24 protein-coding genes are annotated in these 25,746 nt (G+C 54.9%); 7 read left to right on the forward strand and 17 right to left on the reverse strand.

Going from position 1 to position 25,746, the window contains the following annotated elements:
• Positions 1 to 54 precede the first annotated feature (54 nt).
• A complete protein-coding gene (locus QZ869_RS17065) occupies positions 55 to 2,046 on the forward strand; it encodes an alpha-glucosidase (RefSeq protein ID WP_296018696.1) in 1,992 nt (663 codons plus the stop codon).
• Between the two features lie 51 nt (positions 2,047 to 2,097).
• Here QZ869_RS17065 and QZ869_RS17070 read toward each other — a convergent pair whose 3' ends face one another.
• Both QZ869_RS17070 and QZ869_RS17075 read right to left on the reverse strand, forming a co-directional pair.
• Positions 2,098 to 3,123: a hydroxyacid dehydrogenase gene (locus QZ869_RS17070; RefSeq protein WP_296106138.1), complete on the reverse strand. Its 1,026-nt coding sequence runs from the start codon at positions 3,121 to 3,123 to the stop codon at positions 2,098 to 2,100.
• Between the two features lie 194 nt (positions 3,124 to 3,317).
• Positions 3,318 to 4,106, reverse strand: a complete 789-nt coding sequence (locus tag QZ869_RS17075) for a DUF4394 domain-containing protein (RefSeq protein ID WP_296038072.1) — start codon at positions 4,104 to 4,106, stop codon at positions 3,318 to 3,320.
• A 206-nt stretch (positions 4,107 to 4,312) separates the two neighbouring features.
• On the opposite strand from QZ869_RS17075, the gene QZ869_RS17080 reads away from it, so the two are divergent.
• The 6 genes from QZ869_RS17080 to QZ869_RS17105 all read left to right on the forward strand — a co-directional run bounded on the left by QZ869_RS17080 (position 4,313) and on the right by QZ869_RS17105 (position 10,004).
• Positions 4,313 to 4,858: a sigma-70 family RNA polymerase sigma factor gene (locus QZ869_RS17080; RefSeq protein WP_296038082.1), complete on the forward strand. Its 546-nt coding sequence runs from the start codon at positions 4,313 to 4,315 to the stop codon at positions 4,856 to 4,858.
• Positions 4,855 to 5,559, forward strand: a complete 705-nt coding sequence (locus tag QZ869_RS17085) for a VirB8/TrbF family protein (protein ID WP_296106140.1) — start codon at positions 4,855 to 4,857, stop codon at positions 5,557 to 5,559. The genes QZ869_RS17080 and QZ869_RS17085 overlap by 4 nt, the downstream gene beginning before the upstream one ends.
• 272 nt (positions 5,560 to 5,831) lie before the next feature.
• Positions 5,832 to 7,136, forward strand: coding sequence for a sn-glycerol-3-phosphate ABC transporter substrate-binding protein UgpB (gene ugpB, locus QZ869_RS17090; RefSeq protein ID WP_296106142.1), 1,305 nt, complete (start codon positions 5,832 to 5,834; stop codon positions 7,134 to 7,136).
• A 79-nt stretch (positions 7,137 to 7,215) separates the two neighbouring features.
• A complete protein-coding gene (ugpA, locus tag QZ869_RS17095) occupies positions 7,216 to 8,097 on the forward strand; it encodes a sn-glycerol-3-phosphate ABC transporter permease UgpA (RefSeq protein WP_296106144.1) in 882 nt (293 codons plus the stop codon).
• A 9-nt stretch (positions 8,098 to 8,106) separates the two neighbouring features.
• On the forward strand, positions 8,107 to 8,955 hold the full coding sequence (gene ugpE / locus QZ869_RS17100; protein ID WP_296018684.1) for a sn-glycerol-3-phosphate ABC transporter permease UgpE: 849 nt from the start codon (positions 8,107 to 8,109) through the stop codon (positions 8,953 to 8,955).
• Positions 8,955 to 10,004 carry a sn-glycerol-3-phosphate import ATP-binding protein UgpC gene (locus tag QZ869_RS17105; protein ID WP_296018683.1) on the forward strand — a complete coding sequence of 350 codons (1,050 nt, stop codon included), beginning with the start codon at positions 8,955 to 8,957 and terminating at the stop codon, positions 10,002 to 10,004. The genes ugpE and QZ869_RS17105 overlap by 1 nt, the downstream gene beginning before the upstream one ends.
• A gap of 212 nt (positions 10,005 to 10,216) precedes the next feature.
• Here the strand turns inward: QZ869_RS17105 and QZ869_RS17110 are convergent, their stop codons facing one another.
• The 15 genes from QZ869_RS17110 to QZ869_RS17180 all read right to left on the reverse strand — a co-directional run bounded on the left by QZ869_RS17110 (position 10,217) and on the right by QZ869_RS17180 (position 25,741).
• On the reverse strand, positions 10,217 to 11,110 hold the full coding sequence (locus tag QZ869_RS17110; protein ID WP_296106146.1) for an NAD(P)-dependent oxidoreductase: 894 nt from the start codon (positions 11,108 to 11,110) through the stop codon (positions 10,217 to 10,219).
• Positions 11,111 to 11,391: 281 nt separating this feature from the next.
• Positions 11,392 to 13,545 (reverse strand): catalase, encoded by a 2,154-nt coding sequence (locus QZ869_RS17115; protein ID WP_296106147.1) that lies wholly within the window; start codon positions 13,543 to 13,545, stop codon positions 11,392 to 11,394.
• Between the two features lie 260 nt (positions 13,546 to 13,805).
• Positions 13,806 to 14,405, reverse strand: coding sequence for a nucleotidyltransferase family protein (locus QZ869_RS17120; RefSeq protein ID WP_296106149.1), 600 nt, complete (start codon positions 14,403 to 14,405; stop codon positions 13,806 to 13,808).
• Positions 14,406 to 14,460: 55 nt separating this feature from the next.
• Positions 14,461 to 15,384 carry an XdhC family protein gene (locus QZ869_RS17125; RefSeq protein WP_296106151.1) on the reverse strand — a complete coding sequence of 308 codons (924 nt, stop codon included), beginning with the start codon at positions 15,382 to 15,384 and terminating at the stop codon, positions 14,461 to 14,463.
• Between the two features lie 43 nt (positions 15,385 to 15,427).
• Positions 15,428 to 17,626, reverse strand: a complete 2,199-nt coding sequence (paoC, locus tag QZ869_RS17130; RefSeq protein ID WP_296106153.1) for an aldehyde oxidoreductase molybdenum-binding subunit PaoC — start codon at positions 17,624 to 17,626, stop codon at positions 15,428 to 15,430.
• 3 nt (positions 17,627 to 17,629) lie between these two features.
• Entirely contained in the window at positions 17,630 to 18,580 is a 951-nt protein-coding gene (locus QZ869_RS17135; protein WP_296106155.1) for a xanthine dehydrogenase family protein subunit M, read from the reverse strand.
• Entirely contained in the window at positions 18,577 to 19,176 is a 600-nt protein-coding gene (gene paoA, locus QZ869_RS17140) for an aldehyde dehydrogenase iron-sulfur subunit PaoA (RefSeq protein WP_365999170.1), read from the reverse strand. Before paoA ends, QZ869_RS17135 begins: the two co-directional genes overlap by 4 nt.
• A gap of 156 nt (positions 19,177 to 19,332) precedes the next feature.
• Positions 19,333 to 20,655 carry a solute carrier family 23 protein gene (locus QZ869_RS17145; RefSeq protein ID WP_296106156.1) on the reverse strand — a complete coding sequence of 441 codons (1,323 nt, stop codon included), beginning with the start codon at positions 20,653 to 20,655 and terminating at the stop codon, positions 19,333 to 19,335.
• Between the two features lie 509 nt (positions 20,656 to 21,164).
• Positions 21,165 to 21,821 carry a type VI immunity family protein gene (locus tag QZ869_RS17150; RefSeq protein ID WP_296106158.1) on the reverse strand — a complete coding sequence of 219 codons (657 nt, stop codon included), beginning with the start codon at positions 21,819 to 21,821 and terminating at the stop codon, positions 21,165 to 21,167.
• Positions 21,822 to 22,036: 215 nt separating this feature from the next.
• On the reverse strand, positions 22,037 to 22,342 hold the full coding sequence (locus QZ869_RS17155) for a PAAR domain-containing protein (RefSeq protein ID WP_296106575.1): 306 nt from the start codon (positions 22,340 to 22,342) through the stop codon (positions 22,037 to 22,039).
• 82 nt (positions 22,343 to 22,424) lie between these two features.
• Positions 22,425 to 23,087, reverse strand: coding sequence for a GAD-like domain-containing protein (locus QZ869_RS17160; RefSeq protein WP_296106160.1), 663 nt, complete (start codon positions 23,085 to 23,087; stop codon positions 22,425 to 22,427).
• Positions 23,088 to 23,249: 162 nt separating this feature from the next.
• Positions 23,250 to 23,915 carry a hypothetical protein gene (locus tag QZ869_RS17165; RefSeq protein WP_296076479.1) on the reverse strand — a complete coding sequence of 222 codons (666 nt, stop codon included), beginning with the start codon at positions 23,913 to 23,915 and terminating at the stop codon, positions 23,250 to 23,252.
• A 204-nt stretch (positions 23,916 to 24,119) separates the two neighbouring features.
• Positions 24,120 to 24,650 (reverse strand): SMI1/KNR4 family protein, encoded by a 531-nt coding sequence (locus tag QZ869_RS17170; RefSeq protein WP_296106162.1) that lies wholly within the window; start codon positions 24,648 to 24,650, stop codon positions 24,120 to 24,122.
• A gap of 9 nt (positions 24,651 to 24,659) precedes the next feature.
• Positions 24,660 to 24,833 (reverse strand): HNH endonuclease, encoded by a 174-nt coding sequence (locus QZ869_RS17175; protein WP_296106163.1) that lies wholly within the window; start codon positions 24,831 to 24,833, stop codon positions 24,660 to 24,662.
• Positions 24,834 to 25,288: 455 nt separating this feature from the next.
• Positions 25,289 to 25,741: a hypothetical protein gene (locus tag QZ869_RS17180; RefSeq protein ID WP_296106166.1), complete on the reverse strand. Its 453-nt coding sequence runs from the start codon at positions 25,739 to 25,741 to the stop codon at positions 25,289 to 25,291.
• Positions 25,742 to 25,746 lie beyond the last annotated feature (5 nt).

Here is a 25,746-nt window from a genome sequence, read left to right on the forward strand (position 1 = left end):
ATCGCCCCATTCTAGAGACGTTCTGCGAACCCTTCGTTATTGAAAGAATTTGCAATGCACTTGCGCAACATGGCCGACGGCTTCGAACTGACCATCAACGGCACACCTGTTCTTCGCCACACAACTGAAAGCCCGTCCATTTTCGTTGGCAAGGGCCAAGAGCGCATGGACATGTATCGGGGCAATTTCGATATCGAAGATTACGTCGTAGAGCGCGTAGCCCTGCGCCATGCGGCTGTCGACGGTGACAACATTGTCCTTTCGGCAGATGAAGGGCAGCCCCCGAAGCTTCGCCTGCACATTGCGCAAGACACGGTGCGTATCGAAACACTCGATCCGTCCATCAACCGCTTCTGGCTCCGCACGGTCGCTGAAAAGGATGAATGCGTCTGGGGCGGCGGAGAGCAGATGTCTTATTTCAACATGCGAGGGCGCAAATTCCCGCTCTGGACCTCGGAGCCGGGCGTCGGACGCGACAAGACAACGGAAATCACCTTTAAGGCCGATGTCAGCAGTAAGGCGGGTGGCGACTATTACCACACCAACTACCCGCAGCCGACCTATATCTCCTCCCGCCACTATGCCCTGCACGTGGAGACCACGGCCTATTCGGTATTCGACTTCCGCCGCGACACCTTCCATGAGATCGAAGCCTGGGCTGTACCAGAGCATCTGGAGTTTTTCGCAGCCGACACTTTTAAAAACCTGGTCGGACAACTATCCGCCCGCTTCGGTCGCCAGCCGGAACTGCCGGACTGGGTGTATAATGGTGCCATTATCGGCCTGAAGGATGGCGAGCAGTCTTTCGCCCGACTGGAAAGAATCCGCGCAGCAGGCGTCAAGGTGTCGGGCCTTTGGTGTGAAGACTGGGTTGGCCTGCGCCACACCAGCTTCGGCGCCCGACTGTTTTGGGACTGGAAAGCCAATGAAGAGCGCTACCCGGCTCTTCGCCAGAAGATCGCTGAACTTGCCGATAACAACATCCGCTTTCTTGGATATGTGAACCCCTATCTCTGCGTCGATGGCTCGTTCTTCCCGGAGGCGGAAGCAAAGGGCTATTTCGCTAAGAATGACGCGGGTGAAACTGCCCTTGTGGACTTCGGCGAGTTTGATTGTGGCGTGGTGGATTTTACGAACCCGGACGCCATGGACTGGTTTGCAGAGACCATTATTGGCCAGAACATGCTGGACTTTGGCCTCTCCGGCTGGATGGCGGATTTTGGCGAATACTTGCCGATCGATATCCATCTTTCCAACGGCGTCGATGCCAAGCTCATGCACAATGCCTGGCCGACAATTTGGGCGGAAGTGAATGCCAAAGCAGTGGCAAGCCGCGGGAAAATTGGCGAAACACTGTTCTTCATGCGCGCAGGCTTCACCGGCGTTCAGGCTCACTGCCCACTCCTATGGGGTGGTGATCAGTCCGTCGATTTCACCCGCCATGATGGACTCGTGACCGTCATGTCGGGCGCGCTATCCTCGGGCCTGTTGGGCAACGCTTATCATCACTCCGATATCGGCGGTTACACCAGCCTCTTCGGCAACATTCGTACTGCCGAACTCATCATGCGCTGGGCAGAGATGGGAGCGTTCGCGCCGGTGATGCGCACCCATGAAGGCAATCGGCCACGCGACAACCTGCAGATCGATCAGGACGAGGCGGTGCTCAAACACTTCGCCCGCATGACGTCTATCTACGTTCACCTCGCCCCCTATCTGAAGGCTCTCTCGAAAGAAGCAGCCGAAACTGGTCTTCCCGTACAACGTCCGCTCTTCCTGCACCACGAGGAAGACCGCAGGACATATGAGATTCAGGATGCCTATCTCTATGGAGCCGAACTTTTGATCGCGCCGGTATGGCAGGCCGGGCAGAATGAGCGCACTCTGTATCTGCCTAAGGGCGCTGAATGGGTGCATGTCTGGAGCGGTGCGACACATGACGGCGGGCAGGAAGTGACTGTAGCAGCACCTCTCGGCCAACCGCCCGCATTTTTCCGCAAGGATGCTGAAAATGCCGGACTTTTTGCCGGCATCCGCACCATTTGAACCTGGGCGTTCTGCGCAGGCCATCGTTATTTATCGCCGATTGCCTTGTCTTCAGGATACCGACACCGGCTTCGACCGCAACATGGCGGCCGTTGCCGGATCGGCACGTCGGCAAAGCCTCGGCGGCAGGCCCTTCATGATCAGCTCGGCATCGGCGACAGCCATAGAACCCAGGGCATAAAACGCATCGCGCGTCCCTCCTGTCCGGTGCGCCGAGAGAAGAACTCCGTTGGCCTGGCGAACGGGATCATCCGCTGCAACGGGTTCATCCGGAAAAACGTCTGTCGCGACCTTAATGCGACCGGACTGCGCGGCTTCTATCATCGCTGGGAAATCGACGACGGCAGCGCGGCTCATCAGCAAGAATGCCGCACCCGGCCTCATCATGGCGAATTCCTTCGCGCCGATAAAGCCCTGGTTCTCGCTGGTGACGCTGGCGAAGACGAACACCACCTGACTTTCGCGCAAGACTTCCTCAAGGGTCGAGGCCTCGCAATCCAAACGCTCGATGATTTCATTTGGAAGCCATGGATCGAACACGCGCACCGTGTTCCTGAACGGGCGAATAAGTTCGCGAAGCTCTCGGCCAAGATCTCCGAAGCCAATAAGACCGACCGGGGCTCCTGCGAAACGGAAGGTTTCCTCATTGCCTTCGAGCCCGTAGCGTTCAACACCCTGACGAAAGTCGCGGTCCGCAGCAGTGACGCCACGCGCCAGATCCAACGCCATCGCAAGCGAGGCTTCCGCGACAGGCGAGGCAAATGCCGATGCTGGTGTGATCACCCATATCCCACGCTCGACGCATGCCTGATAGTCGATGTTCGGCAGAAAATTGGACTCAACGTTGATAATCGCCTTTAGCCTTGGCGCTCTATCCAAACGCTCGCGCGGCATGTCTGTCTGGCCGAAAATCATTACCGTATCGGGAAGATACCGCTCTACTTCATCGGAACTCATCGGGCGATCTTCCGATACGACAACGTCGCCTAGTGCTTCAAGGCGCGCCCGGACGGACGGCTCCATGATGAGATCGAGTGTTCTTGGCAGTGGATCGACCAGAATGATGCTGCGGCTCATCATATCCTCCCTCGAGAATCGCTAACTGGTCGGAGATTAGCGCGAAACGCCATGCCGCGTACAAGCGATCGTTATAGGCGCTCTTCGCCCAAATCTCATAGAGCGCAAGCAATACTGACCTATCGATCTGCTGGAACCCCTCAGCGCGCGGCTGGACAGAGCAGGCAGGCGATCGCTGCCTGCTCTGTTTGTGCTTACATGGCGGGCAAAACCGCAATGTCGCGGACGTCGTTATCGAGACCGGAAACTGCTCCCACCTGCGTTGCAGCACCCGTTTCGAGGTTGACGGTGTAGAGCGTCTTGCCCGCAACGAGGTAAGCAGCATTCTTGCCGCCTTCCATGCCCTGGATATCAAAAGCGTAGGTTGAAGGCTTATCCTTGATTCCAAGTTTGCCGATGGCTTTGAGGGTTCCGTCATTCGGCTTGGTCTGCTGAACCAATGCGCCAATGGTGGCGTCGATATCATACATCGCAGTCTTTTCTGGCTTACCAATGGAATTGGTGTAGGCGGCTGCGACAATATTTGGAGTTTCGCCCTTATGCATATCGCCGTCCTCATAGGCTAGCGCGCCGTCCACTGTCACCGCTCCCGTATCGGGATGGACACGATGGTTTGTCGTGCCGGTCATGAAGCGGAGACGGTCTGCCATCGGATTGAAATCAACGATGACCGGCGCCTGCGTCATGGTCAGCATCTTATCCATTTTGGCGACTTCACTTGCTGCGCCCGTTTCCAGGTTGATACTGACGATACGATGATCCGGCGTTACGCCTATGACCATCTTGTTGCCAGGTCGATAATCGATGCCGACGAGTTTATCGACGCCGGTAACGTCCATCTTCTTGGTAACGGAAGGCTTTTCCGTATCGAACATGACGAGCGTCTTGTCCCCGCTCAATCCCAGGACGGGTGCTGCGAGCGCTGATGTCGTCGTGGCAATAACAGATATTGAGGCGGCTAGAGCAAAGCGAATGGTCTGCATGTTTTTCTCCCAAGCGTTCAAAATTGAAGAAGGCCTCATCATCTGGCTATCGACCTTCCATACTTGAGACACATCGGGAGATGCGATTGGATGCAGACTTCAAAAATATTTTTAACGAATGCATCCATGCGCCATCGGTGCGAGTATAGCTTTACATGAGGCACTGATAATCCAAGCCTCTGATCTGGGAGACGGGTTTGACATTGATGGGCACTGGGTCAGTCGATCTCGACAAGGCGCTGAATGGCTGCGCGCATGGTGACCGGCTTGCATTGCGGCAAATATTCGATCAGGAGGCGGGGAGACTCGTCGCCATTGCGCAGCGCATTGTCAGGCGTCGCGAGCTTGCCGAGGAAGTCGTGCAAGAGTCCTTCATACGCATATGGACCCACGCGCATCAGTATAGACGCGAAAGCGGCTCGGCCCGCGGCTGGATCTATGCCATCGTCCGAAATCGAGCGCTTAACACGCTGCGTGACGGAAAACGCGAACAGAATGTCGAGGATGTCGAAACGCTGCGTGACGATCATCTGACGGATGAAATCGTAGCGGCGTGGCACAGGCTCGACCGCAACTCACAGCTCTATGAATGCCTTGGTTCGCTAGATGAAACGAAACGGCAAGGCATACTTATGGCCTATGTCAGCGGTTACTCTCATGGTGAAATTGCTGGAAGACTGCGCCTGCCACTCGGCACAACCAAATCATGGATCAGGCGTGGACTTCTAGCGCTGCGGGAGTGCATGGCATGACTTATGACCGCGCGGATATCCCCAACCTGGCTGACGATTATGTCCTGGGCCTGCTTGATACAAACGAAGCGAGAGAGATCGAACATGCCATGGAACGTGATCCAGAAATGCGCGCCGCCATTGCGGCAAGTCGAGACCGCTTCCTACCACTTGATCTGAGCGCAAACCCGCAACCGGTTAGCGCCGATCTTTGGCAGCGCATCGAGGCCGCACTACCAAGCCAGGATAATCACAGTCCAGTGACCGTGCGGCAGGTAGCAAACGACAATAGCGCTCGTCGCTGGAAGTTTGCCACATTTGCTTCATTAGCAGCGACTTTGCTGATGGCGGTCGGTCTCTTCTACACCTTGACCAGATCCGTTGAACCGCTCGTCATCGCCGTCCTTGTCAACGACAAGGGAGAGATACAGGCCGTCGTGGAGGATTTTGGCAACGACGAGGCTTCTGTGCGATTACTCGCGGATTTCGCCGTTCCGCGTGACAAGACAATTCAGGTTTGGACACTTCCCTCCCGCGATGTCGGCCCCGTCTCCCTCGGTTTGCTTGACGATGGGCGTTCGTCTAGCCTGCAGGCGCGGTCTCTTCCCAAACCGCGGGCTGACCAGCTGTACGAGCTCACACTTGAGCAGGCAGGCGGTTCACCGACCGGCCGACCAACCGGGCCGATCCTCGCAAAAGGGTTTGCTCGCATGCCGCGTTGACGCCTGTACGCTACAGCAGACTTCTCAGGATCGTGTGGCCAGCTATCAGCAATACGTAAAGACACCGCCCAGCTCGCTGTCTTTTGCTATGCTGAGGCTTGTACACAACCACGCGCAACCGACTGTCATAATTTCGTTGCACGTTCACTTGTTTTCGTTTTGAATGTAAGTCGCTTCGAATGAAGCATGGTAGCGCCGGTTCTGGGAGGTTCGGGCGAAACGAATATTGGACAGCGTGTTGCTGGACCATTTGTAAAATTTAGGGAGGCACCATGTCCACGAAACGTATCGCTGCATTGGCGGCGGGCTTTGCTATTTCGCTTTCTTTTGGCACATCTGCGTTTGCGGCCACGGAATTGCAATGGTGGCACGCCATGACCGGCGCGAACAATGAAGTTGTCGATCAACTTGCCAAGGAATTCAACGCGAGCCAGAGCGATTACAAGATCGTACCGGTCTTCAAGGGCACCTATCCAGAAACGCTGAATGCTGGCATTGCTGCATTCCGATCCAAGCAGCCGCCAGCCATCATCCAGGTGTTTGACGCAGGCTCCGGTGTGATGATGGGAGCAGAAGGCGCGATCGTTCCTGTCGCCGACGTCCTCAAGAAGGGCGGTTACGACTTCAATAAGTCTGACTATCTCGCGGGTATCGTTGCCTATTACTCGAAGCCAGACGGCACCATGCTGTCCTTCCCCTACAACTCCTCCTCGCCGATCCTCTACTACAACAAGGATGCCTTCAAGAAGGCTGGTCTCGACACGGAAAATCCGCCGAAGACATGGCCAGCCGTATTCGAGGCAGCTCGCAAGATCAAGGAAAGCGGCGCGGCACCTTGCGGCTTCACGTCGACCTGGCTGACCTGGATTCAGACCGAAAACTTTGCGGCCTGGAACAATGTTTCTTACGGCACCAACGAGAACGGCCTTGGCGGAGGCACGGTGGAGCTTAAAGTTAACTCGCCGCTCTACGTCGAGCACTTCCAGGCCATTGCCGACCTCGCCAAAGACGGGACTTTCCGATACGGCGGTCGCACATCTGAGGCAAAGCAGCTCTTCCTGTCCGGCGAATGCGCCATAATGACGGAATCCTCCGGCGGTCTCGGCGATATCGTGAAGTCGGGAATGAATTACGGCATCGGTCAGCTTCCTTACTACGAAGGTCATGGACCGCAGAACACCATTCCCGGCGGAGCGAGCCTCTGGGTCTTCGGCGGCAAGAGCGACGCAGAATATAAGGGCATCGCCCAGTTCTTCCACTTCCTGTCGCAGACGGAAATCCAGGCACGCCTTCATCAGGTTTCGGGTTATCTGCCGGTGACCAATGCCGCTTATGATGCAACCAAGGCTTCCGGTTTTTATCAGAAAAACCCTGCGCGTGAGACTCCCATCCTGCAGATGACGGGCAAGGCTCCGACCGAAAACTCCAAGGGCGTGCGCCTGCCAAACCTGCCGCAGGTTCGCGATATCATGAACGAGCAGTTCGAAGCCATGCTCGCTGGCAAGCAAGACGCCAAGACCACGCTCAATCAGATCGTCGAGCGTGGTAACGCCGCTATCGCAGCTGCGTCCAAGTAATCGCGACATACCGAAGCCATTGCCCGTATCGAAAGATGCGGGCAATGCTTTTTCTTTGGCCGGCTGAGGAGCATCAACCTTGCACACGGTTCACTTCCCGAACAAAATCCTGCCCTACCTCCTGTTGGCACCCCAGATCATCCTGACGTTGATTTTCTTCTTCTGGCCCGCAAGCCAGGCGATCTATCAGTCGATGCTGAAGGAAGATGCTTTCGGGCTAAAAACCACCTTCGTCGGTCTTTCCAATTTCTCCGACACCCTCTCAGATCCAAACTACCTACACGCACTCCAGGTTACGATTGTGTTCAGCGCATTGACGGCCCTTGTTTCGATGGCCGTGGCGCTGCTTCTTGCAACGGCGGCCGATAAGGTGATCCGCGGCCAGACTTTTTACCGCACGCTGCTCATCTGGCCCTATGCTGTTGCCCCCGCGGTTGCCGGCATGTTGTGGCTTTTCATGTTCAACCCGGCCATGGGCACGCTCGCTTATCTGCTTCGATTTACGGGCTTTCAGTGGGACCCGTTGCTGAAGGGCGACCAAGCGATGGCCCTGATCGTCTTTGCAGCGGCGTGGAAGCAGATCAGCTATAACTTTCTCTTTTTTGTCGCCGGCTTGCAGGCCATTCCGAAGTCGCTCATCGAAGCCGCCGCAATTGACGGCGCGCGCGGCAGCAGACGCTTCTGGACCATCATCTTTCCGCTTCTCGCGCCGACGACATTCTTCCTTTTGGTCGTCAACACGGTCTACGCCTTCTTCGATACGTTCGGGATCATCCATGCCGTGACAGGCGGAGGCCCGGCAAAGGCCACAGAAACGCTGGTCTACAAGGTTTATAATGACGGCTTCGTCAACCTGAACCTCGGCTCATCCGCCGCCCAGTCCGTGATCTTGATGATCATCGTGATCGGTCTGACGGCCTTCCAGTTCCGCTTCGTCGAGAAGCGGGTTCATTACGGCTGAGGATCGGACATGATTGAAAAACGCCCCATCGCCAGTGTCTTTGGCCATCTCACCCTGATCATAGGCATCATCATCGTTGCCTTTCCGATCTATTACACCTTCATCGCTTCTTCGATGACGTCTCAGGACATCATTCGTCCACCCATGTCGTTGCTGCCGGGCGGCCATCTAGCCGAAAATTACCGGGAAGCTCTTTCCGGCGGCGTCGAGCGGGTCGTCGGCGTCAGCCTCGAACGTCTTCTGTTCAACTCATTCGTGGTCGCGATTGCAATTGCAGTCGGAAAGATCATCATCTCTTTCCTGTCCGCATTCGCCATCGTCTTCTTCCGCTTCCGTTTCCGGATGTTTTTCTTCTGGATGATCTTCATCACCCTAATGCTACCGGTGGAGGTCCGCATCCTGCCCACGTACAAGGTGATCGTCGATCTCGGTCTGATTGACACCTATGCCGGTCTCACACTGCCATTGATGGCGTCTGCCACCGCAACCTTCCTCTTCCGCCAGTTCTTCCTGACGATACCGGGAGAACTCGTGGAAGCGGCGCGTATCGACAATGCAGGTCCCTTCCGCTTCATGAAGGATATTCTCCTTCCCCTGTCCAGCACCAACATCGCGGCTCTCTTCGTCATCCTCTTCATCTATGGCTGGACCCAATATCTCTGGCCGCTTCTGGTGACGAACGACGCCAAGATGAACACGATCATCATCGGTCTGCGCCGCATGGTCGACTTCACCGACGCATCCACTCCGTGGAATTACGTTATGGTTACGGCGATCCTCGCCATCATCCCTCCCATCATCGTTGTCGTCCTGATGCAGCGATGGTTCGTCAAAGGTCTTGTGGAGACAGAAAAGTAATGGCCCAGATTGTATTGAACGACGTCCGCAAGATGTATGGCAATGTCGAAGCCATCAAAGGTGTCTCTCTGGAAATTGCGGATGGAGAATTGGTGGTCCTCGTCGGCCCATCCGGCTGCGGAAAATCGACGCTGCTGCGCATGATTGCCGGCCTGGAAAGCATCTCTGGTGGAGAAATCTCCATTGGAGATCGGGTGGTCAACCAGTTGGAGCCGTCCGAGCGGGATATCGCAATGGTGTTTCAGAACTACGCGCTCTATCCCCACATGACGGTACGCCAGAATCTTGCCTACGGCCTGAAGAACCGCAACACACCGAAAGACGAGATCGACCGCCGCATAGAACGTGCCGCCAAGGCGCTTGAGATCGAACAGTTTCTGGAGCGCAAGCCCCGCCAATTGTCCGGTGGCCAGCGCCAACGTGTGGCTATGGGTCGCGCCATCGTCCGTGAGCCCGCAGCCTATCTCTTCGATGAGCCACTGTCGAACCTAGATGCAAAGCTCCGTGTGCAAATGCGCGTGGAAATCAAGCGTTTGCAGCGGTCACTTGCCACGACCAGCGTCTACGTCACCCATGACCAGATGGAAGCTATGACGCTGGCCGACAGGCTCGTCGTGCTCAATGCTGGGCGCATCGAGCAGGTCGGCACACCGATCGAACTTTACGAGCGCCCAGCGACGACCTTCGTGGCTACCTTTATCGGCTCACCTTCGATGAATCTCTTGGCAATGTCTGCTCCGACAGGCAACTGGTCGCTGAGAGCTGATGCAGCTGTGCCGAGCAACGCTACAACGCTCGGCATCCGCCCCGAGGATCTCCACCTGATGTCCGAGGTCACCGAGGACGCCGCGCTCACCGCCTCCGTCAAGGTCGCCGCTGTGGAGCTTGTTGGAGCTGAAAGCTATGTGCATGGCGTACTGGCTGATGGAGCCGACATCGTCTTCCGGGTAGCAGGACGCTCTCGAATCGAGATGGATGATGTCGTTCAGATCGGCGCGAAAGCGTCCGATCTTCATTTCTTCGGCTCCAATGGTGCGCGTCTGGACTAGTCAACTGTTGCATCAGCGTTGAACCGACCCGGTCCACCGGAAACACTTCACAAACACGGCGGGTTCACTCCACGAGCCCGCCGTTTCGTTTCACCCTGTCAAACAGGATGGTCTAGATCATCAGCCTGGAAACCGCATCGGGTTACGTCAAAGCACGGCCTATAGACATTAGGAGGTGGAGCGTCTTGTGATTTCAACAGGACGCACCACCCTTATCGTGCGACGTAGCGCTTCCACGGATGCTCTTCCTTAAATCCGAGAACCTCGCGGGCTTTACGGTTGGAAAGCGGAGCCTCGTCTTTGCCAAGCTCTCTGGTGACAGGAGTGTTCGGGCAGTATTTCGCCAGGAATTCCGCTGTCGGGAGGTCAGCTGTAATCGTGTCGTTCACTGCGTTGAACACCTGGAATCCCAGACCGTCCTTCTCGATGCAAAGATGAACTATTGTGCCAAGATCGCGCGCATCTATATAGCTCCAGGCATTGCGCTTCCGAGACATTGGATTGTTAAGAAAGCCTGGGAAGTTGCTGTATTCATGCGGTTCTATGACATTGCCGATGCGCAACGCGTAAATATCGGCGCCATAGCGCATGGCGAAAGCCCGGGCTGTCTTTTCGTTCACGAGTTTCGACAGACCGTAGCTATCCATCGGATCGATGTCATAGTCTTCTTCCAGGGGGAAAGAGTGGAAGTCCTTGTCGCCTTCGGCAAAGCAGACGCCGTAGGTGGTCTCACTTGAGGCAATGATGACCTTGCGCACACCAAGCTTCATGGCTGCTTCAATAACATTGTACGTGCTGACGACATTGGCCTCAAATGTCTTGTTGTCCGGCTCGATCAACACGCGCGGTATAGCGGCGAAATGGACTACAGCATCAGGGGCTGATGGCGGGGCACCATTCTCAAAGCCATCGAAACCGAAATGTGTCGTCAATGCGTTGAAGGCCTGGCCGCTGTCGGTAATATCCGCAATTAGCGTGTTCACGCCCGGATGATCAAAGGGTTTTAGATCGACATTGAGAATCGAATAGCCTTTCTCCAGAAGCTTTGGAATGGCATGTCGGCCTGCCTTGCCTGTGCCTCCGGTGAAAACGATACGCTTGGTCATGTCTGGCCTCCTCTGGCATTTCACACTTACGACGTGGCTACTACGCGAAGATTTCCATTTTCACGTCTCCTGTCCAGGCCGCATACCTCCGCATATTGTCACACATCGCAATCGGGGTCGCGGCGAAGCGCAGCGCAGGTGACAGACGTTTCACTGAGGACCGTGAAGAGACAGACTATGGATGGTGAAACAATAAAAACAAACTGGCGCACCTCTGTACACCGCCCTATCGACAGCGCAATTGAGGCGGCACCGGGGGTGTCGCCTCAATTATCATCCACTTAGGGCAAGTCGCGAACGTGGGGCTCGCGATCCCAGTGTCGTTTCGTGCCGACCTTAATAAATTCGTCCACGGGAACTACGCCGGCGTCGGGTTCGACATTCGCCTTATCCAGGAGGATCTTTGTGGCTGGACAATAGCCGATGGTCTTACAGTGACTATAGGCGTCCATGAACCACTGAATCGCAGCAGACTCCTTGGCCAATCGTTTTGCCGCATCAGGCGAAAGGATCGAGGTGACTGCGTCGAAAAGAAACGAAGGCGAACCGGCCAGTTGTCCATCCGCTTGCACGACGCCACCTTCGAGTTGAACACCTCCGACCTTGCGGGCGACAAGAAAAGGCGTACCGCCAGCGTTTTTGATGTCCTTCAACAGCTTGTCGATCGAAGTCTTGTTTGAACCATCATCCACAAGCACTCCGACCTTTCGACCTTTTAGGGTCTCCAGCGCGTTCTTCTGTATGGACAGAGCGTCCGAAGCTGGCATCTCGACGGGCTGCTTTTGCGCCATCGATTTCTCCGGCAGTTCGATCCCCAGGCCATCCGCCACACGGCGCGCGAGTTCCTCATCGACATTGCGAAGGTTCGACACAACATTGCGTCTGACATGTGCCAACTGAACCTTGGAGAGCTCGAAAACGATGGCCGAGATTATGTGGGTCTGTTCATTTTCTGTTTGCGATCGGTAGAACATCCGGGCCTGGCTGTAGTGATCCGCAAAAAGCGCGTCTCTTTGGCGAAGCTTATGTGCTGGATCGTTACGCTCATCGTTTGTCTCAAACGTTGAAAAGCCGGTCGATCTCGTGGGCCTTGGGCCGCTGTCTTCACCTGCCTGTTCGAGACTATTCGGCTCGTAATTGGCTCGCCCCTTCGGGACCAGTGTCTGCATCATCCCGTCACGCTGGAAATTATGAAACGGGCATTTGGGTGCATTGATGGGAATCTGATGGAAGTTCGTCGTCCCGAGACGTGACTTCTGCGTGTCGAGATAAGAGAACAACCGCCCCTGCAAGAGTGGATCATTGCTGAAATCGACGCCTGGAATGATGTTGCTTGGGAGAAAAGCGACCTGCTCCGTTTCGGCAAAAAAGTTATCGACGTTCCTGTTCAGCGTCATCCGGCCAATGATCTCTACACGAATATCTTCTTCAGGAATGAGCTTCGTCGCGTCGAGGACATCATAGGGCTGCTTTGAAGCCCATTCTTCATCGAAGACCTGTACGCCGAGGTCCCAGGACGGAAAGTCCCCTTGGTCAATCGATTCAAAGAGGTCTCGGCGCTGGAAATCGGGGTCTGCGCCCGCGATTTTTACCGCCTCATCCCATGTGGTGGAAGCTAGTCCCAAAGTGGGCTTCCAATGAAATTTGACGAACTTGCTCTCGCCCTTATCGTTCACAAGCCTGAACGTATGCACGCCGAAACCTTCTATATGCCGGAACGATCTCGGGATTGCACGATCCGACATCGCCCACATGATCATGTGCATCGATTCCGGCATCAGGCTGACAAAGTCCCAAAAGGTGTCATGTGCAGAGGCGGCCTGCGGATAGCCGCGGTCTGCTTCCATTTTCACGCTGTGAATAAGGTCCGGGAACTTGATAGCATCCTGAATGAAAAACACCGGAATGTTGTTGCCGACCAAGTCCCAGTTTCCACTATCTGTGTAAAACTTAACGGCAAAACCTCTGACATCGCGCGGCGTATCCACTGAACCGGCGCCACCGGCGACTGTCGAGAAGCGAACGAATACCGGACAGCTCTTTCCTTCTTCCTGAAAGATGGAGGCTTTCGTCAAATGGGGAATGGCTTTCGTACATTCAAAAACACCATGTGCGCCAGAGCCTCTGGCGTGAACGATGCGCTCGGGAATACGCTCGTGATCGAAATGGAAAATCTTTTCCCGAAGAACGAAATCTTCGAGCAGCGTAGGACCCCTGCTGCCAGCCTTCAAACTGTTCTGATTGTCTGAAATGCGATGACCGAAATTGTCGGTGAGATACGCGCCATCTCCTGCGTCATTGTTCTCGATCGTCTGATGCAACTCGTCACCCTCGCCGCGATTGTCTTCGAAGGCGGGTTGACCAGATCCTGGAGCTTGATCGCGCAGGGAGTTGCTGTTGCTTGGCGACATGCCACCTTGCTCACGCTCGGTCATCTTGTATCCTTCAGGGTTGGAGAGATTGAAGCTGCGGGCAGTGCCTGAGGCGCGCCTGTTTTAGTCACTCAAAAATTAGAATGACTCTCGCGCTCGCAGGTTCCACGTTTGATAAAGGAAATAGAGAGATCGCCGTTTGCAACGCGTTTGGTGCTACAAAGACGAAGCAGGACGCAACAAGCGGGCTGGATACGCAGACGGTGGCCCGACCCAATAAGTCCGAGCGCTTTTTGATCTTGTTTTGATGGCAGAACGGTCGATCACGACCGTAGAATGCCACCGGCGGAGGCCACTGCGCATGGTGTATCCACATCAGAAAGCGCTGCCCTGCCGAGATCGACCAACTGGGTCGTGATGTCGGCATAGCGCAAAACTGATCTGGCGCCCTCATCGCCGCGTAACTCTCGCATACGTTGATACAGGAAGGGAGGAACGATAACGGGATGCCCTGGATGGCTTGCGTGAGAACCGCGCACTACCTGCTCCCCACCGGATCGGACGAAAACATCAACAAGCCGATCGATATGGTCAGATGTGACCTCGGGCATATCGGCGAGCATTACGAGCACACCGGCACAGCGCCGAAGGCTCTCATGAGCAAAACCATGCGCGAGCGAAGCGCCCATTCCCAGAGAGAAATCGTCACAATGGGAGATGGACAGCGTCAATCCTCGAAGCGCCTGCTCGACGTCTGAAGATCGATAGCCGACCACCGCAACAATGTTCGAAAGCCTTGAGTGAAGCATCGTCTGGGCAGACTTGCGGATGAGCGGCACACCGTCGAATTCCGCCAGCAATTTGTGATGACCTTCCGTCCTGCTGGATCGGCCTGCTGCCAGAAGAACGCCGCCTATCTCCATAACCTGTTCATCCGTTCTTTCATATGGATGCCGTGACGCGAGTGTCGCCTGCCGCTCACGCGAAAACCTCAAGCCTCGCCGCTGCTATGTCGGCTAGCACCGAAAGCGCAAGCGACGTGGCGTCCCTCGTAGGGCCAAATAGACCGATGGGGGCACGAATGCGGTCGTAACACTTGGATGGCACGCCTGCCGAATGCAGTCGTTCAACACGGCGGCGATGTGTGCGCGTGCTGCCAAGTGCGCCTATGTAAAAGGCTGGTGAAGCCAGTGCCCTGTCTAGTAAATCCATCTCCAGATCGAGATCGTGATGGAGAAGAACCACAGCGGTAAAAGGATCGATCTTCATCAACTCGATGTCCTTGGGCGAAGATACAAGTTGAACATCGAAACCGGACGCCTCAGCAAGACGATTAACAGCCTCGGCTTCCACTGTCTGCCCGGAGACCACCAATCCCGTCCGTGGACGATAGACGGATAGAAAGCGATCTTTCTGCCATCCTGATCGGGATGGAAGGTTAGCGCTTTGCTCAAGCGTCTGCGAACTTGGATCATAGCTCAGTGCAACCGATTTTCTCGCACTCAGGTGTCGAAGCGTATCCTCAAGTACATCGCTATCGCGAAGGACGTGGATCGCGATGGTCACGCCCCCACCGCATGGTAGGGCGATGTCGAAGAAGGGTGATCCTTCGCCAAAGGTAACCACTGCGTCCGTGCCGGCCTCAATAGCCAGGAGCGCCTCCGTCGCCACTGCCGCCTCGACGCATCCACCAGAGACGTAACCGCAATACTCTCCGGTCACTGAAACCGCCACATGTGAACCAAGCGCACGCGCTGCCCCTCCGCGTATTTCGGTCAGCGTCGCAAGGGCGGCTTTTCCGTGGCGGGTCGCCTTTGCAGCAAAACGAATGATCTCTGCGGGATCGTCGGATTTGCCAGCTCTGACTGGCACAGGCAATGCCACGGAAAGCGTATCAGTCAAATTAGTCCCCTTCTCGCCGATAGCACTTCTTCTAACGACGCAGTTACGCGAGTTCCGGCAACCTGCCGATCAATTTATCTAAGGTAATGGGGTAATTGCGAACCCGGATGCCAGTCGCGTTGTAGACGGCATTGGCAATTGCTGCAGAAACGCCGCATAATCCCAGTTCTCCTATTCCCTTCGCCTTCATCGGCGACGAGTAAGGGTCGGTTTCATCCATGAAAATGACGTCCTGATGCGGAATGTCCGCATGAACCGGTACTTCATAGCCCGCGAGATCATGATTGACGAAGAAACCGTGCCGGGTGTCCACAGCAAGCTCTTCAGACAGAGCCCCGCCGACCCCCATAGTCATGGCGCCGATAACCTGACTACGAGCGGTAATCGGATTCAAAATTCGTCCTGCTGCACAGACTGCCAACATGCGGCGGATGCGCGTTTCGCCGGTTGCCATGTCGACGCCGACCTCGACGAAATGTGCGCCAAACGTAGATTGCTGGTGGGTTTTCGTAAGATCACCCCATTCCATCGTATCTTCGCCGATCAGCCCCTCATCGCCCGCGGCTTCTGCCAACGACACTGTGCGATTTCCAGACCTGACCTCGCCATTTTCGAAAACGATATCAGCAGAGTTGAAGCCGAGCTTAATTGCGACTGCTTCGCGCAGCTTCACACAGGCGGCGTAGACGCCTGAGGTTGATGAATTTGCACCAAATTGCCCACCGGATCCTGCAGAGACAGGAAAACGGGAATCGCCAAGCTGAACGTCTACCTGGTCAATCGAAACGCCCATCATCTCGGCCGCTGTCTGAGCTATGACCGTGTAGCTGCCGGTACCGATATCCGTCATGTCCGTTTCGACGGTGACGCGGCCATCCCGGTTGAGTTTGACTTTCGCTCCGGAAGGCATGACGAGGTTATTGCGAAATGCAGCGGCAACGCCCATTCCGACCAACCAGTTGCACTCGCGGCGCTCTGCGACGCCAGAACGCTTATCCCATCCGAACTTCTCTGCACCCAAATTAAGGCAGCCGACGAGGTCGCGATAAGAGAACGGACGCTCAGGGTTTTCCGGATCGACCTGAGTGTCATTCTTAATTCTGAACTCGATCGGATCCATCCCGAGCTTTTCCGCCATCTCGTCGATTGCGATTTCGAGTGCCATCATCCCCGGTGCTTCGCCCGGCGCGCGCATGGAATTTCCTTCTGGAAGATCGAGTGCCGCCAGTTTCATTGCTGTCATACGATTTTCGCCCGCGTAGAGCAGGCGTGTCTGTGAAACGGCAAGTTCAGGTTGGCCGCCAGGCAAGTCGCCTGACCAGCTTTCATGCGCAATTGCGGTAATCTTGCCGTCTGGCTGCGCACCGATGCGTATACGTTGAATCGTCGCGGGGCGGTGCGTGGTGTTGTTCGGTATCATCGGTCGTGGAAGAGTTACCTTTACTGGTCGACCGACAGATTTTGCAGCAAGCGCCGCCAATAGCGCATCGGCACGCAGGAAAAGCTTTCCGCCAAATCCACCGCCGATATAGGGCGAGACGACACGGACGTTCTCCTTATCGACACCGAGGGTGGTTGCAAGATCGCTACGCCACCAGTCGATCATTTGGCTCGATGTCCAGACAGTCACCTGCTCGCCGTCCCAGGACGCCAGCGACGCATGCGGCTCCATCATGGAATGGGATTGGTCGGGCGTCGTATATTCGGCATCAAGCGCAGAGTGTGCAGCGACGAAGGCGGCATCGAAATCACCGGCAGAACTTTCAGGCTCGGTCGAGGGATCCGGCGTCTGGGCGTTCGCCATTTCTGCTCTCAGGTCGAACCTACCCTGTTCGGGCGCATATTCAACACGAACCAACGCTGCGGCTGCCCTCGCCTGCTCGAATGTTTCGGCAACGACGATTGCAACGGCCTGATGGTAATGCTGAATTTCAGCGCCACCAAACAGCTTTGCGGTGTTGTACTCACCCTTTTGCAGCTCGCCTACATCCAAAGCGGTGATGATATCTACGACGCCCGGCGCGCTCCTGGCGGATGATGAGTCGATCGAGGCGATATGACCTTTGGCAACTGCCGAGCCAACCGGATAGCCGTAGAGGTGCGCGGAGCCAGAATCGTTCCACTCGTAAGCGTAAGTTGCGCGGCCGGTGGTTTTCAATTGACCGTCGATGCGATGGATCGGCTTGCCGACAACCTTCAACTGATCGATCGGGTTATTGGTCGCTGGTTTTTCAAACTTCATGATTTAAGCCCTCGCCTCTGCCAACACTGCGCCCAGCGTTCTTTCGACCAGGTCGATCTTGAATTTGTTTTCCTGCGTTGGCCGCGCGCCCGCCATAAGGACAGCCGCCGCCGCACGGGCGCCATTCGGGAGCTCGCGTTCCGCGGCTTCCACACGCCATGGCTTGTGGGCGACACCACCTACAGCGACTTTCCCCGAGCCATCTGGCTCTATTACCGCCGCCACAGAAACGAGAGCGAAGGCGTAGGACGCACGATCACGAACCTTCCGGTAGATGTGTTTGCCGCCCACAGGCGCAGGTAATACCACGCTGGTGATAAGCTCATCCCGTTGAAGCTCGGTCTCAATGTGCGGCGTGTCTCCCGGCAGACGGTAGAACTCAGAAATTGAGATAGATCGCTCACTTCCATCCGGTTTGACCGTTTCAACCACTGCGTCGAGCGCTCGCATCGCTACGGCCATGTCACTTGGATGGGTCGCAATGCAAGCGTCGCTGACACCGATCACGCCGAGTTGGCGCGTATAACCGCCTATTGCGGAGCATCCGCTGCCAGGCTGCCGTTTGTTGCACGGCTGGTTTGTATCGTAGAAGTAAGGACACCGCGTCCGCTGCAGGAGGTTTCCTGCCGTTGTTGCCTTGTTTCGCAACTGGCCGGAAGCACCTGCTACCAGTGCCCGGGACAGGAGCGGATAGTCGCGACGAACTCGCTCATCCGCAGCCAGATCGGTGTTACGCACCAGCGCCCCAATCCTCAGCCCACCCTCAGATGTTGGCTCTATCGCATCCAGCCCCAGACCGTTGACGTCGATGAGATGCGATGGCTTCTCAATCTCAAGTTTCATGAGGTCAAGAAGATTGGTACCGCCAGCGATGAACCTGGCGTCTTGGTGCTGAGATGCCGCCTCCGCAGCATTCCTGACGGATGAGGCTCGTTCGTAGGAAAAGGCTCTCATGCTCTTACTCCTGCAACGTCTTCTATAGCCTCGATGATATTTGAGTATGCCCCACACCGACAGAGGTTCCCGCTCATGCGCTCCCTGACTTCGCTTTCTGTCAAAGCGGCAGATCCGCACAGATCCGATGTAACATGGCTCGGGATATTCGCCGCGATTTCCTCCAGAACAGCCACGGCGGAACAGATCTGTCCTGGCGTGCAGTAGCCACACTGGAAACCATCATGCTTGATGAAGGCAGCTTGCATGGGGTGTAGATTGTCAGGCTGACCAAGTCCTTCGATGGTGGTGATGTGATCACTCTCATGCATCACCGCCAACGACAGACACGCATTGATGCGTCGGCCGTTGACTATCACCGTGCAGGCGCCGCACTGGCCGTGATCACATCCCTTCTTGGTACCGGTGAGGTGTAAATGCTCCCGTAAGGCGTCAAGCAGAGTGGTCCTGTTATCGAGGGTCAAGCTTTCGGCTTTGCCGTTAACCTCGAACGAAACTTGAGTTGTGCTTTGCAAGGCTGTTTCCTTCGTGCCAGCGGGTAGATTTAACCCGCTCCTCCACCACCGCGAACGATGCGGTAAAAGGACACAAGCCATTCTCGCCGTTAAAGTTCCAAAGTTTTGGATGTTTCTCTCATGGCATAACACGAACAGAAGTGCGCGAAGCACGGCGCAAAGAAGCAGGCAGGCGCAACCGCGCCAGCCTGCCCTCAGTCCAATGAATAGTCATTAAAAGGCTTTTCGAGCCTTACATCACTTGCCGGACGCTGCTTTGCCCAGACCAAGGAGATGGTAAAAGGCGATCGCGCCGATCGTTGCAGTACCGATACCGTCCAGCGTGAAACCGCCGACGTTGAGCTTGAAATTGCCTGCTCCTAAAACCAGAGCGATGCCAACGGTAATCAGGTTGCGCGGCTCGGAGAAATCAACTTTGTTCTCCACCCATATCCGGCCAGCCGTTGCCGCAATCAAACCAAAGACCACGACGGAAAGGCCACCGATCACAGGCCCTGGTATCGTCTGAATAAGCGCACCGAACTTCGGCGAGAAGCCGAGCACGATGGCGACCAGCGCGGCAACGACGAAGACGAGCGTCGAGAAGATACGCGTGATTGCCATGACACCCATGTTCTCTGCATAGGTCGTCATACCCGTGCCACCGAAGGCGCCGGAGAAAATCGTGGCAAGGCCATCGCCGATAAAGGCGCGACCGAGATAGGGGTCGAGATCGCGACCGGTCATCGCGCCAATCGCCTTGATATGTCCCAGATTTTCTGCGACCAGAATGACGACCACGGGGGCGATCAAGGCAATAGCCGAGGCTGAAAACACCGGTGTGGTGAAAGTCGGCAAGCCAAACCAAGAGGCAGCCGCAACCCCTGTAAAGTCGACCGGCTTGCCAAGACCGTACCCGTTTGCAAGCAGCAGATAAGCGAGATAGGCGATGGCGCCACCCAGAAGGATGGGAAGGCGGCGCGCCATACCAGGCGCGTAAACCGCAATCGCGCCCACCGATGCCACCGTCAAAATAGCAATCCAGCGCGAAAGCTGATCACCATCGGGGTTCCCGGGACCTGTACCGGACGCACTCGCAATCGCTATGGGAGCAAGCACGAGTCCGATTGCCGCGACGATAGCACCGGTCAAAACCGGCGGCATCAGCCTTTCGATCCAGTTATGGCCAGCGAACATGACGATGACCCCGATCAGTGCGTAAAGCACACCAGCGGCAATGATGCCGCCGAGCGCAAGCGCGATGTTCGGGCTCGCCGCGCCTGCGGCAGCTCCTGTCGCTACGAGAACCGGTCCGATGAAAGCGAAGGAAGAGCCGAGATAACTCGGCACCCGCCCTCCAACCGCAATAAAGAAGATCAGCGTCGAGATACCAGAAAACAGGATAGATACGTTCGGGTCGAAACCCATGATCAACGGCGCCAGAACGGTGGAACCGAACATGGCCACGACGTGCTGCAGGCCGAGCACCGCAGTCTGCCCGGCGGGCAACCGCTCATCCGGCATGATACGCCCGTCAGTTTTCAGCCGCCAGCGCGGAAAATACCCGCCCGTCTTGTTCATCTTGTTCCCCCTAAAACGCACCGGAAGCGTCTGGCCGATTTCAGCACCAGCTCACCGCGACGCAAATATCTCGCTTTGATGATGTACGCCGCTTTGGCTATTCGCGAATCAACGGTGGCACATCTTTTCCGGCGTAGCGCGATTGATATCCTCTGTCATCGGAACGAACCAGTTACCCACCGTTCAAGCCATGATTGGATGCCAGCGTGGACGCTTGGCCTCAAGTCAGCGTTGCATCGCCTTCAGTTTTATTCGCATGACAAAACACATTTGCCTTGGCTGACGGGCGCGATTCGGGCTTCTAGAAGGGCTCGTCGTCAGCTCACTACCACAAGAGCCATGGCCGTCAGCGCGTTGATGATCGACGTGGTCTGAGCGGAATTCAGAAATGACACTACTATCCAGTGTCAGTTTGACTTCGGTCAGTTCCTCCTAATCTCGGATCAGATGTACATTTTGCCCATGACTAACCAAACCACCGTTCTTGAAATCGATGGTTTTAAGATACTTCAATAAAATCGCCTGACCCAATTTATTGTCTCCTCCAAGGAATCTAAAGGCTGTGGCGCATCGATCAAGGGACGCTGATATTCGTTAAAGCGTATCGGCTGCATTGCTCGGGAAACGCGTTGATACGCCTTCGGTATAACTCCTGTATTCACATCGCCCAGTTCCGGTCTCTGACCCGCCTGAACGATAATTCCGCCGCTGTAAGAGTAAATAGGACATAACGTTCCCAAATCTTCCACAAGTTTCCCTTGTCCGCCAAGTTCGCTTACCAAACCGTCGTCGATAAACGTCAACCAATTTATGGTTCTGATAGCTCGTTTCCGCACACGGTTCATGCGAGCGTACCAACGAGAGTGTTCGGGTAAATCAAGACCGGGAAATCGTTTTGCAATCGGAAATGCAAGTAGACGATCGGAAAGTCCCTGCCGTCCTTTATTGAACAGGATTGAAAGACCGGCCGTTCCATAAGCGGGCTTCAGCTTTTCGCACCAGCGGCCGATGAGCGATCGATAGTGCTCGTAACCAACTGATTCTGGCCAACTGGCAGGTAGGTACATGTTGATGCTTGAAAATTCCCGGTTTTCGGTTTCTCCGATAGCTTCAGCATAATAGATTGTTGGATCGTCGAGATCGCCCCGGTTCGGGTAACCGAACAATGTGGCTTCGAATCCATCATCATTCTTCAGAACTCAATACACCTCGCTTGCGAGCGTGGCGCCCCAGAAAAAATCGTCGTTCAGTTCGATTAAATAGGTGTGGCGGTTTCGCTATCAGAAACCGGTTATACTTGGCTGGGAAGAGTGAAGCATTGCGGCATTCGGGCTTTCCATCTGACCGTGCTGAATTCGTGCCTGCCCTGAAAGATCAACAGCTATTCGAACGTAAGCCAAGGAACACCTTGCACCAGCTTTCCTCCGTGCGCGCATGCGTCGCCCATTCGAGCAACTTTTTTGCGCCCTATACTGGCGACTGAAGAGCCTTCCGTGATCTTATCAGATGTTGTCGGTATGCCACTACACAGACACGATTCGCCGACCGTGGCTACAGGAACGCCATCAACGGTAACAAAACTTTGGTGGATTGAAACGACAGGGCCGCCGATATGCGGTCGTGGCCCCGGATCAACCATGGGACACACATGCATATGGCCCTTCAAACTGACCGCACGGGAAACCATGTAAACCTTCTTTTTTAAATGTTCGCTCAAACGGCATCCTTCAAGCGCGAAACCGCTGGGAGGCATTTAAAAGGTTTTAGCATCAGCCGCCAATGGAACGGACCGACTTGGGCGGGTAAGCGGTATCATCCATAAGCTGTAATTCATGAGCTTGCGTCAAAATCGCCATGTGTGGCACGGCGTCATATATTGAGAGACTAGTTATGTCCCTGTTTCCTCCCAGTGCGAGAATAGGTTTGAAACCGTAAACTTGATCTATGCCGAGCTTGCCTAGTCTTGAACGCGCTCGTTCGAACAATTTTTTCATGTCGGCATCGTACTCATCAAAGCTCGGATCATCGAGCATCATGAGTTGGCTAGTAACAGAAAGGTTCGGGTCATGGGATTTCCTATTCACAAGGGCCGGACACGAAACTCTACCTTTAACGAGATCGATGATTACGTCTTGATGCGCTTCATTCCACGCAATGATTGTCCCGAAGGCACCGAAACCGAGAGAATATGTTTGCTCAGCACGGATCTCTGGATCATTATCGAATACCAGCTTTAGGATACCGCGATATCGGTTGGGATCGCAAAACTGGAAATATCCATCTAGAACGATGCCTGTGCCGTTGTGTTGCCAGAATTCCACCATTGCGTCTGGAACTTTACCCCGATAATCCTCGGCATCGATAGCACCGCCGCCCTGCGGAGCGCCGAAATCAGCGACAATCGAAGCTAGTCTAGTCTGATAATCTTTCACGGAACCTCCAATCATCTAGACATTAAGTCGGCAGCACATTATCGAATGGCAGAAACACTTGATTTCGTTCCATTATAAAGCACTAAAAGCAGTTGCGTCTTATCGTGAAACGTAAAGATTCACTCTAAGGGAATAGCAATCGCGCCACCTATCAAATTGGTCTCAAGCTAGAAAGCTGATTGGTTTCAATTCGTCCCTCACAGACTGCCATTCTTCAAGAACTGCGACGGTCATTGCCTTGTTTTCAAGGTCACCGTCATGAAAGCCAGTCAGTGATAAGCCCAGCGGCAAGAAAACTATGAAGCCGTACATCTCAAATGCTCCCCCTGCGTCGGCCTCTATCATTTTCAAAACTGATAAAGGTTCGGCAGAAAAGATATCGATATTCTTGTAAGTGATCCCCGAAGAATATCGGGTTGCGCCAATCTGAAACAAAGTGCCGTCGCGAAACGCTAAATTGAGGTAATTGTCAAAATACAACTCCGTCACGTCGTCACGAACAGTACGATCTTTTTCTTGGCCAAGCGTTCGTAATATCTGGTTGACACCCATCCCAAATTTCAGATTCCCGACTCCCTTTCCAAGGTAAATTTCCAGAGTCATGTCTGTTCCTTTAGATACTGGTGGTTCGGACGGGCTAGCTTTTCCGGTTCCTGGTGATGCCGGGTCAGGTAAAGGCACATCGACAGGCGTATCGGTCTCCTTGGGCGTATTCAACCCATTCTTCTCGCGGCAAGCTGCGTATTCCTCTGCTTCTTTTATGGCTTCGTCGTACTTAGTTGGATCCCCTGCTTCCTTCGCAATCCTATGTGCATGGTCGATATCCATCTGCCATGCCTCCATAATTTTTCATCCCGGATCATATCGACTTGCTTAGCGCGCCATCTGGCGCCAGTGGCCGATCGGATTTGCCTCAAGGGGTTTCATCCTGCAAACGACCGCCAGACGCCAGTCGCGAGTCTACCGGCACGTAGGGCGCTGGCTCGCTTACGGTCGACTCCCAACCGCCACTTTCAATGCACGCCAAGCGTGTCAAATCTCGTCCACCTTTCGCAGGCTGTAGAAGAATTCGAACAGCGATGGCGCGACCAGACCGAGCCCCCTAGCGTTGTTGCCTGTACCAAACGGATCGGAGGCCTGCTCCCAGATATAGACTTTGTTGTTGGACCGGTCGCGCCCGTCCATAACCGTCAGCGCCTGGCCGCCATCTGCAGTGCCAAAAAACACCATTGGCAAAGTGAATTGGTCTGGCCAGTTGGGCTTGGCAATGTACATGCGATAATTCTGATAGATCGTCTTCTTGGACGAAACGAGTGTCTGCGATTCATGCACCGACCGCGTTCCGTCCTCGAATGTAGCGAGAAACAGAGCGTTCTTGTCTGGTCGCCCGAAACCGTTCCATCCGTATCGTTTTAAAACATCGGCCAACTGGTCTGGTATTAGCAATCCCGTCTCGGCCTCATAATCTAAAATCTCTTGGTCAGACCAGAGTGAATCCTGCTCGTAATCCCAATCGCCGCTGGACTTCATTTTCTCGATGGCTTCGTTCAATGTGACTGGCATTTTCTTCTCCTAATAAGCCGGATCCTTGACGGCAGCCGCCCCGCCCGAATGAGCGCCTCCCCCATATCTGGTTCCGTGAATACGCCGGTATAACAATTGCATCGTCGACGTCTCTTCCATGTGATGCCAGGTGTGGCCGTCTTCCACTTTGCGTGCGGTGCAGCCGTTGGACTTTTCCGCCATTGCGTAACCAAAATCGCCGTCGGCGGCTTAGCTACGGCTTGATTTTGACTATCTGGCTCAGCGGTCGCGCCCGCATTCTCCTGTAACTCGCCAACGCTTCGGTCACCACGCGTCCCGCGTAGCCGCCACCCTGACTCCACTGCACGCCAATCCAAGCTCCTTCAGGGCCGACAAGTACACCACCGATAATACCACCTAGAACGCCGCCGCAAGTAGACCGCCTGCTTGTCTAATCGTTACAACAACGGCGCTCATGTTACTGCACATATGATATAAGTGTCAGACGCAGTCGCTTTGTTCTTCGGTGATAGAGTTCTCACATCTGGACAGTCGAAATTTTTAGCGATTATTTTTTGGCAGGGTCGAGTGGATTAGAAACATCCATGACCTTTCTTTTCAAATCGGTAAATGTCGAACGCGGCAGTCTTCATAGTCTAGATAGCAATATTTCGGGCTTAATTTCGCTCATCTATTTGCTCGTCAGATTGCTGCTCTATTATCACGTCCTCGCAGAGGAAAGAGATGTTGCCGCCATAGCTGCAATCGACTGAAACTAGTTTCCCCTTAGTCATATGGCGTTGATATCTGGCGATATGGGCGACGACTTCCTCTCGATCATTGATCCTTCCTTCGAAAAGGTGCGACCAGCCTACTTCGGAATTAGAAATGTAGCGATCCGGCACCTTATCGAAATCCCATACGAACACGCATGTAACGATCGAGCCTTCCCATAGGCCGGATACGTTTAGCGTATGCAGACTGGACGTTTTGATGATCGTGTCCACGCCGCCAGACTTGAGCTTGAACAAAAGAGTTTTTGCCGCACCAATGAATCTAAGGTCAGCGACTAGACTGTCATGGATTCCACTTAGGGCCAGTCTCCCCGATTCATCTGTCTCTAAAGACATTATAA

This window comes from uncultured Agrobacterium sp., assembly GCF_913777885.1.
In the GTDB taxonomy this organism is placed as follows: domain Bacteria; phylum Pseudomonadota; class Alphaproteobacteria; order Rhizobiales; family Rhizobiaceae; genus Agrobacterium.